Annotated in this window: 15 protein-coding genes; 1 reads left to right on the top strand and 14 read right to left on the bottom strand. The window is 51.3% G+C overall.

All coding sequences use genetic code 11. From position 1 onward, the window contains the following. Positions 1–60 precede the first annotated feature (60 nt). Entirely contained in the window at positions 61–921 is an 861-nt protein-coding gene (locus KNO61_RS00310; RefSeq protein WP_078147344.1) for a YitT family protein, read from the bottom strand. Positions 922–1098: 177 nt separating this feature from the next. Here KNO61_RS00310 and KNO61_RS00305 point away from each other — a divergent pair, with 177 nt between their 5' ends. Continuing rightward, complete coding sequence (locus KNO61_RS00305; RefSeq protein WP_214814106.1) at positions 1099–2013, top strand: YitT family protein; 915 nt, start codon at positions 1099–1101, stop codon at positions 2011–2013. A 55-nt stretch (positions 2014–2068) separates the two neighbouring features. Here the strand turns inward: KNO61_RS00305 and KNO61_RS00300 are convergent, their stop codons facing one another. The 13 genes from KNO61_RS00300 to treP form a co-directional block, all read right to left on the bottom strand. Further along, complete coding sequence (locus tag KNO61_RS00300; RefSeq protein WP_214872455.1) at positions 2069–3124, bottom strand: GGDEF domain-containing protein; 1056 nt, start codon at positions 3122–3124, stop codon at positions 2069–2071. Positions 3125–3218: 94 nt separating this feature from the next. After that, positions 3219–3446 (bottom strand): carbon storage regulator CsrA, encoded by a 228-nt coding sequence (csrA, locus tag KNO61_RS00295; RefSeq protein WP_214683831.1) that lies wholly within the window; start codon positions 3444–3446, stop codon positions 3219–3221. Beyond that, positions 3446–3883, bottom strand: a complete 438-nt coding sequence (gene fliW / locus KNO61_RS00290) for a flagellar assembly protein FliW (RefSeq protein ID WP_012726977.1) — start codon at positions 3881–3883, stop codon at positions 3446–3448. The genes csrA and fliW overlap by 1 nt, the downstream gene beginning before the upstream one ends. 15 nt (positions 3884–3898) lie before the next feature. Continuing rightward, complete coding sequence (locus tag KNO61_RS00285) at positions 3899–4453, bottom strand: DUF6470 family protein (protein ID WP_251028348.1); 555 nt, start codon at positions 4451–4453, stop codon at positions 3899–3901. 27 nt (positions 4454–4480) lie between these two features. Beyond that, positions 4481–5413 carry a flagellar hook-associated protein FlgL gene (gene flgL, locus KNO61_RS00280; RefSeq protein ID WP_214758370.1) on the bottom strand — a complete coding sequence of 311 codons (933 nt, stop codon included), beginning with the start codon at positions 5411–5413 and terminating at the stop codon, positions 4481–4483. Positions 5414–5419: 6 nt separating this feature from the next. Continuing rightward, positions 5420–6934, bottom strand: coding sequence for a flagellar hook-associated protein FlgK (flgK, locus tag KNO61_RS00275; RefSeq protein WP_214758372.1), 1515 nt, complete (start codon positions 6932–6934; stop codon positions 5420–5422). Between the two features lie 12 nt (positions 6935–6946). Beyond that, positions 6947–7303, bottom strand: a complete 357-nt coding sequence (gene flgN / locus KNO61_RS00270; protein ID WP_074036203.1) for a flagellar export chaperone FlgN — start codon at positions 7301–7303, stop codon at positions 6947–6949. A 114-nt stretch (positions 7304–7417) separates the two neighbouring features. Next, complete coding sequence (locus KNO61_RS00265; protein WP_012726982.1) at positions 7418–7669, bottom strand: flagellar biosynthesis anti-sigma factor FlgM; 252 nt, start codon at positions 7667–7669, stop codon at positions 7418–7420. Positions 7670–7692: 23 nt separating this feature from the next. Further along, a complete protein-coding gene (locus KNO61_RS00260; protein ID WP_240499843.1) occupies positions 7693–8040 on the bottom strand; it encodes a flagellar protein in 348 nt (115 codons plus the stop codon). Positions 8041–8097: 57 nt separating this feature from the next. Beyond that, the gene (locus tag KNO61_RS00255; protein WP_214872454.1) at positions 8098–8766 is read right to left on the bottom strand and encodes a ComFC family protein; all 669 of its coding nucleotides are present in this window, start codon (positions 8764–8766) and stop codon (positions 8098–8100) included. Beyond that, positions 8763–9920, bottom strand: coding sequence for a DEAD/DEAH box helicase family protein (locus KNO61_RS00250; RefSeq protein ID WP_214872453.1), 1158 nt, complete (start codon positions 9918–9920; stop codon positions 8763–8765). The genes KNO61_RS00255 and KNO61_RS00250 overlap by 4 nt, the downstream gene beginning before the upstream one ends. Before the next feature lie 121 nt (positions 9921–10041). Next, on the bottom strand, positions 10042–11676 hold the full coding sequence (treC, locus tag KNO61_RS00245; RefSeq protein ID WP_214872451.1) for an alpha,alpha-phosphotrehalase: 1635 nt from the start codon (positions 11674–11676) through the stop codon (positions 10042–10044). Between the two features lie 82 nt (positions 11677–11758). Next, positions 11759–13207, bottom strand: coding sequence for a PTS system trehalose-specific EIIBC component (gene treP, locus KNO61_RS00240; protein WP_047795045.1), 1449 nt, complete (start codon positions 13205–13207; stop codon positions 11759–11761). Between the last annotated feature and the right edge of the window lie 59 nt (positions 13208–13266).

Raw genomic sequence — 13266 nt, 5'->3', positions numbered from 1 at the left:
TCCTGCTTAGTCGGTTCACACGTGTAGAGGTTAAAAAAACGGACGACCCTTGGGCATCCGTTAATGAATATCGCGTTTTTGGAAGTTCCCGCCTTTGACCTCTGTCACCTCATACACGACGACGAACGCTTTCGAGTCGACATCATCGATGATGTCTTTGATCTTTCGTTCTTCGAGCCGGTTGATGACACACGTGATTTCGTAATAGCTTTCTTTGGAATACGCCCCTTGGATTTGATTCAACGTGGCGCTCCGTCCGAGACGGTCCCGAATCGTCTCGACCATCTCATGCGGTTCACTCGTGATGATTTTGAACGTCTTCGCCCCGCTCAATCCCTCCTCCACGATATGGATCACTTTCGAGGCGATGAAGTAGGCGATGGCGGACAGGACCGCTCCTTGAAGACCGAACACCGTCGAAACGACGATAAAGACGAACGTATTTAAAAATAAAATCAAATCACTCGTCCCGAACGGCAATTTACGGGATAAGAGGACCGCCAACATATCGATACCGTCAAGCGCGCCCCCGTTACGAAGGGAAATCCCCATCCCAAACCCGAGGATGATCCCACCGACTACGGTGATGAGGAGCGCGTCCCCCTCGATGATGGTCGGAACGTGGTGCATGATGACCGTACCGACAGACAAGGACGCAATCCCGGTAACCGAGAGGATGGCGAAACTCTTGCCGATCTGTTTATACCCGAGATAGACAAACGGGATATTCAATACCCCGATGAAAATACCGAGCGGCAGTCCCGTCAGTTGTGACCCGACAATACTGATCCCAGTGACGCCCCCGTCCGAAACGTTATTCGGAATGAGGACCGATTCCAATCCATACGCCGCGATGAGTCCCCCGATGATGTTCATCATCATTTGAAACGCCATCAACCATGTTTTGTTTTCTCGCTTCATCCTATAGACCTCCATCCATTGTTCAACAACCTTGTTAGTTTAACATAAAATGATTTCGAAATAATTTATCGGGAATCATCCCTCAATTCTGAATATTCATGTCAGATTCTCTGTCGTAAACGATTGTCGGTTCGCATCATTTGGTATACTGAAAGAAATGGAAAGGGGGCATCCTGTATGCAGCGTACACCTATGCCTTCCCCGACACCGGAGGAAGTGCAGCGCTTAAGGCGGGAACATAATCCGATCAAGGCTTCTGAACTGTTTGTAAAAGTTGTCCTTTTGCTGCTCGGCTCCCTCGTCTTTGCGGTCGGCTTGGAGGCGTTCCTCGTACCGAATCAAATCATCGACGGTGGTATCGTCGGTGTCTCGATCATCGTGTCGTACTTGACAGAGACGAAGCTCGCGATTTGGCTCGTCCTCTTCAACTTGCCGTTCATCTACTTCGGATATCGGCAAATCGGGAAGACGTTCGCCGTCGTCACGTTGACGGCCATCCTGCTCATGTCGGCCTTCACCATCGTCCTGCATAACATCAATCCGTTCACAGACGACCTTCTCTTGTCGACCGTCTTCGGTGGCTTCTTACTCGGTGCCGGAATCGGGCTCGTCATCCGCGCCGGGGGCTCGCTCGACGGAACAGAGATCCTCGCCGTCGCCTTCACGAACCGATTACCGTTCTCCGTCGGGGAGATCGTCATGTTTTTCAACATCTTCATCCTCGGGACGGCCGGATTCGTCTTCAGTTGGGACCGGGCCATGTATTCCCTTCTCACCTATTTCATCGCGTTCAAGACGATCGATGTCGTCCTAGAAGGGATCGACCAGTCGAAAGCGGCGTGGATCATCACGTCCGCACCAGACGATATCGGGCAAGCCATCATGGACCGGCTCGGTCGTGGCGTGACGTATCTTCATGGAGAAGGCGCCTACACGGGTGACGGAAAGAAAGTCGTCTTCACGGTCATCAGCCGACTCGAAGAGACGAAACTGAAAGACATCCTCGATGACTATGACGAGAAAGCGTTCCTCGCCATCGGCAACATTCACGACGTTCGTGGCGGTCAGTTCAAGAAGAAAAACATTCACTAAACGTGAAATCCCCTATAACCGCTGGACCATCATCGCCAACGGTTATAGGGGATTTTTACGCAAATTTGACCTGATTCCGACCATTTCGCTTTGCTTCATATAATGCTTCATCTGCTCTTTCGAACACGACCATGCTCGGCTCATGCCCTGCAATCGCTGCACCGATTGAAATAGTAATCGGAATGATTTCACCTTGAAATTCGAGTGGTGTTCGCTGTACCATCTGCACGATGTTTTCTGCCACCTTCGCCATGCCTTCACTCCCTTCAATGACGAGCAAAAATTCTTCGCCACCGTATCGTCCGACAAATCCAGACGGCGGACAGCTTCGTTCCAACGTTTGTCCGATATGACGAAGTGCTGCGTCTCCTGCTAAGTGCCCATATGTATCGTTCAACTGTTTAAAATGATCGACGTCGATAACGAGTAACGTCCACGGTTTCCCGGACATTTCCAAATCGTTCATCTGTTCGAGCGTCCGATAACGGTTCGGAAGTCCCGTCAACTCATCAATGGTCGCCCGGTGCGTATGTAGGAGAAACATCCATAGATGCGTCTCAATCTTTTTTGCGGCCCAATAGCAGAGCCAGGCCCCAAAAGATAACATGAGAAAATAAGGAACAAATACATTTATAAAGATCGTCTCATTCACACTGCCTCTCACTTGAATCAAGACGAGGAGCGCACCTGACACGATGTAGATGGCATACCCTCTCCCTTGACGAATCGGTAAACGTGTCATGACGAGAGAAAATAAAAAGAAGACAAGTAACAGTAGTAATGAGTCTATGAACGGAGCACTCATTCCGTGCAGCGTCGTGCGTCCGATGAAGATCAGACTGAGCGTGACGATAGCTCCGAACGGTCCAGCGAACGTTGCGGATAATGCAATCGGGATGAGACGAAGGTCGATTCGTGCATCCCCTAATTCGATGGAGTTAATGGTTAAGAGAATTGCCGTCAACCCGTTAGAGACCCCAAACCAAAACCGTACGAATAACGGGGAGGTCGGCTGAATCGGTAAAACTGTTCGCATCACATAGAGTGTGAGCGACATGAATAAAAAGATCAGACTGATGTTGATAAGAAAACTATTAATACCTGTTTCCACCGATTCCCCTCCTTCCTTTCACGTTTCCATCCTATCCCAATCCATCAAGCGCTGTCATCCATCAATTACCGGATTCATGAAAACAGTCGAAAGCTCACGCTTCCGACTGCTTCTGAATCATCTGCTTCATCAAGTTGGCGCTATCTCGTGCCGACTCGTTCTCTTCCTGCATTTGAATGTACACTTCATGACGATGGATGTCGATGTGACGCGGGGCCTCAATCCCGAGCTTCACTTGGTCGCCTTCGATGGCGAGCACTGTGAGCGTCACGTCGTCCCCGATATGGATGGCCTCACCTTGTTTTCGTTTCAATACGAGCATCAGCGCACCTCCGCTTTCGTGCCGCCGAGCGGATAACGGGCTGGATACGCATCGTCTAGGATGACTTGTTTCCCGCGACGTTCCTTCGTCTCGATAACGATCGGCGCCTTCAAATTGAGCGTCGACGATTCGAACGGCTCACGGAGCGTGACGATCGAGTAGACCGAGACGTGTTCCGCCTCTTCGATCCCAAGTTGGTCTTTCGCGCCATCCGACAATTCGAACGCATAGTCCGACTTATGCCAAAACGGGTTCGTCACGACGAACGCACAGGCTTGTTCCTCGATTGACTGAAGCGACCAGAACGGTAAATCCTCCCCGTACGGGATCAGCACGAACGTCTTTGAATCCGGGAACCCCGGGATCTCACTGACGAACGTGATCGTCTCCGCTTCGTTTATTTCAATCTTGCCAAAGTAGTCTGTTTCAATGAACATGGATTGTCCTCACTTTCAACGCGTTTCATCATACATCCCACCGACCGGCCATATCTCGAGTGACGCCTGTTGACGGAGCGAGATGTCCGTCGTCCATGGCGTGAACGAGATATCGGCTGGCGTGAGCGATACATCAATTTGGGGTGGCGTGATATTCCACTCGATTTTCACATCCGCCGGCGTATACGTCAACTTGACACGATCAATCGATTTTGGCATGTAGCCCATCTCGACGATCGGATACGGGTCGTTCACCTTCTCCGCTGCCATCGAAGGAATCGGATTCCCGTTCTCAATCCGCATCATACGATCGCCGTCCCGGGCGATGTTCGCCATCGCCTCACGGGCCCCTTGCTCTCCCATCTGACCGAGGTATTTCCCAAGTTCAAGCACGCCTTTCAGGTTGCTCTCACTTCTCGCTACTGATGAATCAACCTCAAGCTTCCCTTGTGTCGTCTGTTGCGTCATCTCGGCTCTCCCTTGTTGGATGGACAGGTCGGCCCGTCCTTGACGCATCTCGAGTACCGGTCGATTGGATGTCATCTGGATTGCGGCCTGTGTCTGCCGCATCTCAAGTCTCGCGAGATTCATCATCAATTACCGTAAGAAGTCGAGGAGCGTCGGCTGAATGATGCGGGCACCTGCAGATAACGCTGCACGGTGTACAGTTTCATGTGACTTCAGCTCCATAATGACTTTTTCTACATCGATGTCTTCATTATCAGACATGATGGTCTTGGCGATAATCTCATGATCTTGAAGACGATTGTCGACGAGCTCCAAACGGTTCGCACGGGCACCGAGTTCGGCGCGCTCTGTGATCAAGTTTTGACCGAGTGTATCGAGCGTGTCGAGTTCAGCCGATAGGTCGGCACCAGTAGTCGTTGTCTCTTTTAAAAGTGTACTCAATTTATGAAGACCTTCAAATAACTCTTTACCAAAAACCGTTTCTGGTTGCATATTCACTTGTACGGTAATTCCTTTTGATACTTCAAATTCGATTTTCCCACTTGCTGTCGGTGTCGTTCCACTCTCATAAATCGAATCGACAGAACCAGCCGGATTCGCTAAATACGCCTTTAAATTATCGACATTGATGAGCGGTTGATCCGTTTTCGTCCCATTATAAATATACTTCTCGCCTGCCTTTGAGTTGGCGAGAGAGCCGATATGTTCGATCAACTGATCGACCTCACTCTTGATAATCTCACGTTGCGATGATTCATACGTATCGTTCGCCGCTTGCGTCGTCAGTTCACGAATCCGTTTGACGGCTTCCGTGACTTCGTTCAATGTCGAGTCCGTCAAATCCATCCAGCTCGTCGCCTCGCTGACGTTACGACGGAATTGGTCGACTTCACGTACCTCGGTCCGGTAACGAATGCCTTGCATCGCGACGACTGGATCTTCTGATGCTTTTTGAATCCGTTTCCCGCTGATGAGCTGTTCCTGGACACGAGCGAGTGTGTTGTAGCTACTGGATAAATGCTTCAAGTTCGTCTGTGTGAGCATTGTCTGTGTGACACGCATCAGTCATTACCTCCCTACGACACCCATGCCGTTAATGATTTTGTCTAACATTTCATCGACGGCCGTGATGTTACGTGCCGCCGCGTTATAAGCGTGCTGATACTGGATCATCATCGTCATCTCTTCATCGAGCGAGACGGCACTGACCGACTGACGACGCTGGTCTGAACTGCTCAACAAGGCGAATGTACTCTTGGCGAGGTTTCCGTTCTGGCTCGCCTCGACAGCCATGTTCCCGATGACGTTTTGATAGTACTTCCCGATGGAAGTCGTCGCAGTGGATGAACCACCCGTAAATGTGATTTGCGCATTTTTTAAGTTTGCCAAGTCAAGAGCCCCGCTGCCGTCTCCGATGTTTTGGTCTTTTGAGATGGCGATCAAGTTCAAGTTCGATAAAATTGTCGGATTGACCGTTACGGTCTTCGCATCGCCGACAATAAAGAAATCGATACCTTTTTGACGGGGATTATCTTGAACATTCCCATCGTAAAAAGTCTTATGCAAATCATTAAATGCCGTCGTGAACTCTTTTGCCATGACGTCTAAATCCTTCAACATCTTGGTAAAAGCTCCATCGTGCGTTTCTGTTCCCGTAGCTGAACCGTACATATCAACGAGCGCTTTCAACTTCCCATTTGGTAAGTCGTCAAAGACGAGCGTTGTCGTTCCTGCGGCCGCATCTGTGATCTCCATGTCGTTAATTTTCCCAACTCCGCCTGTTAGTCCATCCACTAACGTAATCTTTGTTGGAGTCGGTGTTCCGGGCACAGAAATCTGAATATCAATCCGTCCTTCCGCGACACGTTGCGAGTTCCCGCGTGTCTCTCCGTTCGTGTAATCGACCGGGACACGTTCGAACTCGATATATTGTGACAACTCGTCCATGTAGCGGTCGCGCTCATCATACAATTCGTTCGGTAAAACCCCAAGCGGTTCCGCGTCCCCGATTTGACGGTTGACGTCACCAATTTTCGTCAACAAGTCGTTGATTTTTTTCGTGACGACGCCCGCTTCTGCTTTCAAGTCCTCTTGTACTTTCGATAACGAAGAAGACATATAGTTGAACGTTTGTGTCAACGTCAACGCTCGTTGCCGAACCACGCTTCGCGCACCCGTATCATCCGGGTTGACCGACAAGTCTTGAAGTGACGCCCAGAACAAGTCGAGCGATTTAGCGAGTCCGTTCTCAGACGGTTCGTTGATGATGTCTTCCATCCGGCCGAACGCCGCTTCTTTCGTCGCATAGAAGGCGTTCTTCACCGACTCGTCACGATACTGTTGATCGATCATAAGATCGCGAATTCGGGCGAGCGTCTCCCCGCGTACACCTGTCCCGAATTGTCCGGCTTTCGTCCCGCCGAAGTTGACCGAGAGCTGTTCGGTCATCCCGAGTGTGAGTCGTTGGCGCGAATAGCCAGGGTTTGAGGCGTTCGCCACGTTATTCCCGGTCGCTTGAAGCGCCCATTGGTGTGTCGAGAGACTGCGGCGTGCCGTCTCTAATCCCATAAATGTTGAACCCATTCCACTTCCTCCTTAAACGTCACGGCTGAACGAGCGTGTTTCGAACGCTTGTTGTCCGTATGTAAAATCATCTGCTTCCGGCATGAGCATATCCAGATGCCAAGTAATATAACGAAGGGATTGTTCGAGTAGCGTCGCGTTCAATTCGTTCTGTCGCTTCAACTCGAACAAGACCGGTCTCAATTCCTCTATCTCTTCATCGTCCAATTCATACGTCCCTTGAAGTCGTTCCGCTTCTTTTTGTGAAATTTGTCGGACAAGTTTCGCTTCTTCTTTGACGAGCGTGCTAAATGCCACCATGTCATTTTGAATGAGTTGCTGTTCTTTCGCGTAAGCCAATTCGAGTAGCCGTTTATGTAATGTGAGCATGAGTCTCTCCTTTTTTCAAAAAAAGAGCCGACTAAAGAAAGGGGTGCCCCTTATTTAGTCAGCTTCCGTGCCGTGTTATTCAGTGCGAAGGCCTCAAACGGACCTCGCTTCCATTCATCCTTGTAGAAAGCGTTTAGCGATTTCGCGCGCGTCCCGTGAATACGTGCCCGCATCAATCTCTGCTTTCAAAGCGTCGATTTTTGCGAGACGGTCCGGATGTTTCACCGGTTCTTCAAACCGGGCGCGGGCTTCCGCCGAGATTGACAATTGGTCCGTTTGGCGTGATTGCGCGGGCTTCGGTTCGACTTGCGTTTTCTTTTCATAAGTGTTCGGTAAGTGTACCCACTTGGCTGAATCGATGCGCATGCGTCTTCCCCCTCTTCATGATGTTAATCCAAACGATAAGTGCGGATGCTTGATTGTTTCGTCAAGCTCTCCTGTAGACTGGACAGTTCCTTCTGCATATCTCTCTGGCAGTTCGAACAAATTTTTCCTTCGTTCGTCGGTTGACCACAACGGACGCAGCTGATGGCAAGCGCCGGATTGTCCTTGATGATCAAGCGTCCTTCATGGATATATCGCGTGATATCAAGTTCAGAGACACCCGTCGCTTCGACGAGGGCTCCGATGGTCGTTTGTTTGTTGGCCGGTTCACGAATGAAGTCGCGGACTTTCAAGAAGTTTTTATAATCGACTTCGTTACATGATGGACAGTACGGTGAACGACCCTGTTTCATAAACAAGCGTCCACACATTTGGCAAGATGCTGCATCCATTGGTTTCACCTCTGCTCTTTATATCGGACGCGATTTCGATTTGTTTAGCGCCCGAAATAAGCAAATCGCAGAAACTTCTGATGCACCTGCCTGTCGCAACGAATAGGCCGCCTGATGAAGGGTCGTCCCCGTCGTATAGACGTCGTCTACAAGAATGATTTTCCCACATTTCACTGAAGTTGGTACAGTGAAAGGATTCGTTCGGTGTCGTCTTCCTTCTTTCCCGAGTTCACGTTGACTTGAAACCTCCGTTTTTTCGAGAAACTGTCGCGTCGGACCGATACATCGCGCGAGCACCTCGGCCTGATTGAAGCGACGTGTCTGAAGTCGCTCCTTACTCAACGGAATCGGAACATAGATCACGCCAGATGAACGCAATGCCCGAAGCGCTGGTGCGGCCGATGAGGCGATGACGACATCACCGCTGAATTTAAATCGATGTAGCCAGTCAATTCCTGCCTCATCGTATGCGTACAGGCAACGGACGGTCAAATCGAGACCGAGCGCGAGCCAGCGGATGCAGTCCGGACACGTCTCACCGGTCTCATTCGGTTGACCGCAGCGCGGGCAACCCGTACCGAGCGGCGTCAGTTTCGACTCGCAAGAAGGACACACCCAGTCTCGTCGCCATAATGTGGCAGGAGTCCACGGGACGGTCATCGACTCATGACAAATAAGACATCTCATCGCCGATTCGCCTCCTTGATCTTCCGTATGGCAACATCTTGACGGAACGTCCGCTCCCTGTAAAAGAAACAGACCTCTCCTGTCGGCGCTTCCGGTTTCCGCCCCGCCCGTCCTGCCATCTGAATGAGTCCCCGTGTCGAGAAGAGCCGATGCTCGCTCTCGAGTACCCCGACCTGCACGTCCCGAACCGTCATCCCCCGTTCCCAGATCGAGGTTGCAAGGACGACGCCCTTCGTCTCTTGGAGCCAGTGAAGGGCGTCAGTCCGCTCCTCGGTCTCAGCCGATACCGTCCGACATGCGAGTCCCGCACCTTCTAACATCTCGCGATACCGCTCCAAATCAGGCTTCGTCGGTACGTACAAGAGACGTGGTTTCAAGGCGTGACGTCGACAGAAATCTACGATTCGTTCGTCGGACTGTTTGACAAGTGTCGGGACCGGCAAATCAAATCCGTGATAGCGCCGCGACAGATGAACCGTTGGAAACATCTGTTGCCAAACGGTCGGGGTTGCCGTGATGAACAAGAAGACACCTCTCCCGACCCGACGAATCGTATTCCATAACGCGATGTCAAAGGCAAACGGGAAAGCATCGGACTCATCGACGAGCACATAATCGAAGACGTCCCGAACATTCATGAGTAACGGCGCGGTCGCCACCGTGATCATCCCGACGGAGTCTTTCTCCCCTCCCCCGTATCGTCTCGTGACAGGCACGGTGAATGCTCGTTCGAGCCGTTCGACCCATTCGATGGCGACGTCTTTCCTCGGGGACACGATCAAAACCCGCTTCCCTGCATTGACGACCCGCTCAATTACCGGGAACGTCATCTCCGTCTTCCCGGCGCCGCATACCGCATGTACGAGCCCCGTCTTTTGTCCGTCCCACCACGTGAGCAATTGATTTGCGACCCGTGTTTGGTCGGGGGCGAGCTCGAACGGCATCGTCAGTTCCGTCGTTTCAAGTGGAGTCGTGATGTCCCGTTCTTGTAGAAAATCACAGCGACAGACACGCCCGAGGTATAGACAATTTCGACAATAGGCACAACTTCCGTGATGACAGGTGAACGTCCGGACGTCCGTGCTGAGACAGCGTTGGCAGATACCGAAGCGGATGGCCCGTTTTCCTGCCTGAGCGACAATAAGTTCTCCCATGACCTGACTCCTTTTTGTCATCACGCTACCAAAACGGCTATATAAATGCGATACGACTTATCTAAAACAACGTAGGTCGACTACACAAATAGGACCCGACGAAAGCGTCGGGTCCTATTTGTTACTTCTGTTTGTAGAACATGATCGCCTCGTACGGACGAAGGGACAGCGTCGTCCCGTCGAGCTCAGGCACGTCATAGTTGTGGCTGACGACGTTCACCCGCTCGAACCCTTCCGGAATCGTATACGTCGTTTCCGTTCCATAGAAGTTGGCGACGACGAGAAGTTCCTCGCGGTCGGTCTTCCGTGTATATGCCCAAACGTCCAACGAATCAGGTGTGAGAAGCGTGTAATCCCCATCCGTCAAGACGTCAAGTTCTTTTCGTAATGCAATCAAATGTTTGTAGTGGTAGAACACCGAGTTCGGATCACGAAGCGCCGTCTCGACGTTCACGTCCTCATAGTTCGGTGCCACGTTGATCCACGGCGTGCCGCTCGTGAAGCCGGCATGTGTCGTCGCATCCCACTGCATCGGCGTCCGCGAGTTGTCGCGTGACTTCTGTTTGATGGCGGCCATCATGTCTTCGTGCGACACGCCCTCTTCCCGCTTCAACTTGTAGATGTTGAGCGTCTCGATATCCCGATATTCGTCGAGCGAGTCGAAGCCAGGATTCGTCATCCCGATTTCTTCCCCTTGATAGATATACGGTGTCCCTTGAAGGCCGTGGAGCACGGTCGCGAGCATCTTCGCGCTCTCGACGCGATGGTTCGTGTCGTTCCCGAAACGGCTGACGACGCGCGGTTGGTCATGGTTGCACCAGAAGATGGCGTTCCATCCCTTCCCGTGCATCCCTTGTTGCCACGTCGACATGATGTCTTTCAATTGAATGAAATCGAACGGTGCAGCGACGAACTTCTCCCCGTTCGGATAGTCGACTTTCAAGTGGTGGAAGCTGAACGTCATGCTGAGCTCGTTCTCGTCCGGGTTTGAATAGCGGACGCAGTGGTCGAGCGTCGTCGAAGACATCTCCCCGACCGTGATGACGTCGTGCCCGTCAAATACTTCCCGGTTCATCTCTTTTAAATATTCGTGGATGCGTGGACCGTCCGTATAGAACTTGCGACCGTCCGACTCGTCTTCCGGGAAGTCCTGTTCTTTCGAGATGAGGTTGATGACGTCGAGACGGAATCCTTTGATTCCTTTCTTACGCCAGAACCGCATCATCTCGTAGACGTCCTCGCGCATCTGTTCATTCTCCCAGTTCAAGTCGGCCTGGGTCACGTCGAACAAGTGGAGATAATATTGCCCGCTCTTCTCATCATATTCCCACGCGTTTCCGCCGAACTTCGATTCCCAGTTCGTCGGTTCGTCGCGCCAGATGTAGTAGTCACGGTACCGCTCGTCTCCCGCCAATGATTTTTGGAACCATTCGTGCTCGGTCGACGAGTGGTTGACGACGATATCCATCATGAGGCCGATGCCCCGCACCTCTGCCTCACGGATCAATTCATCGAGATCTTCCATCGTGCCGTAAGACGGGTCGATGGCATAGTAATCACTCACGTCATAGCCGTTGTCGTGTTGAGGTGACTGATAGACAGGTGTCATCCAAATATATTCGATGCCGAGTTCTGCCAAGTAATCTAGCTTCGCCGTCACCCCTTTGATCGATCCGGTCGCGTTCCCTTCCGGACTGTAAAAACTTTTCGGGTAAATTTGATAGACGACTGATTTGCGCCAATTTTTCTGTATCATCAACGACATCTCCTTTTTGTAAGAGTTTTCATTTCAATAAGAAAGAGGGAAGAACTGCCGTCCCTCCCTCCCGAGTCATTGCTTATGCGACTTTGTTTTCTTCAAGTTCACCTTTCTTCATGTAACGCTTCGACAAGATGAATGTGAGCGCGAACGGTACGATGATCGCGATGACCATGCCGACGATGAAGAGAAGGATTTTATCTGTGAAGATGGAGAGGAATCCAGGGAGTCCTCCGACACCGATGGCGATTGCTTGCACATCGTTCAATGTGATGAAGATGGCAGCGATTGCCGACCCGATCATCGCTGAATAGAACGGGAATTTATTTGGTAAGTTGACCCCGAACATGGCTGGCTCTGTGATTCCGAAATAAGCTGAAATGGCTGAAGTCGACGCCATGCTCTTTTGTTTCGCGTTGTGCTTGTAGACGAAGAACATCGCGAGTGCAGCCGAACCTTGAGCAATGTTTGAGAGTGCGATCATCGGCCAGATGAACGTACCGCCTGTATCGGCGATCAACTGAAGGTCGATGGCGATGAACAAGTGGTGCATCCCGGTGACGACGAGCGGCGCGTAGAACAAGCCGAAGAGGAGTGCCCCGACGACCGGTACGGCTTCAAACGTGTTGACGAGTCCTGTCGCAATCACGTTCCCGATTCCACGAGTGACCGGTCCAACGATTGCGAGTGCAAGGAATCCAGTGACGACGATGGTTGTGATCGGAACGACCAAGAGTTGGATGGCGTTCGGTACACGTTTTTTCAAGAACATCTCGATTTGGCTCAAAATATAAGCCGCAGCGAGAACCGGCAAGATTTGACCTTGATATCCGACTTTCTCAATTTCGAAGAGTCCGAGGATATCGAATGTCGGTACTTCTCCTTCAAGTGCTGCTGTCCCGTAGCCCCAAGCGTTCAAGAGATCCGGGTGAACGAGCAAGAGACCCATGACGATCCCGAGCACTTCGCTCCCACCGAAACGTTTCGTCGCCGACCAACCGACGAGTGCCGGTAAGAAGACGAATGACGTGTTCGCCATCATGTTGATGAGGTCCCAAAGTCCTTGTAAGTTCGGATACGCCTCGATGAGTGTCTTTCCGTCGATGAAGAGACCTTCAGAAGCGAGTAAGTTGTTGATCCCCATGAGGAGACCGGCCACGATGATGGCTGGAATGATTGGCATAAAGACGTCAGAGAAGACTTTGACGAGTTTTTGAAGCGGATTCATTTTTTTGCCGCCTGCGGATTTGACCTCGGCGACCGTTGCCGCCTCAAGTCCCGCGAGTTTGATGAACTCGGCATAGACGCGGTCGACATCACCGGCTCCGATGACGATTTGATACACGCCCGAGTTCTCGAACGCCCCTTTGACGAGATCGACTTCTTTCACACGTGCCTCATCGACTTTTGACTGGTCTTTGAGGGAGAGGCGAAGACGTGTCACACAGTGTGCGGCTTTGTCCACGTTGTCTTTGCCGCCGATCGCGTCTAAAATCTCTGCGGCAATTTGACGATAATCTGCCTTCATGTTGAATGTCCTCCTTTGTTTGAAAACTGTAAATGAAAACGGTTACTTATGAGTACAAA

Origin of the sequence: Exiguobacterium sp. s140 (genome assembly GCF_018617035.1) — a bacterium.
GTDB classification, from domain to species: domain Bacteria; phylum Bacillota; class Bacilli; order Exiguobacteriales; family Exiguobacteriaceae; genus Exiguobacterium; species Exiguobacterium profundum.
This window is presented reverse-complemented; position numbering and strand designations above follow the sequence as displayed.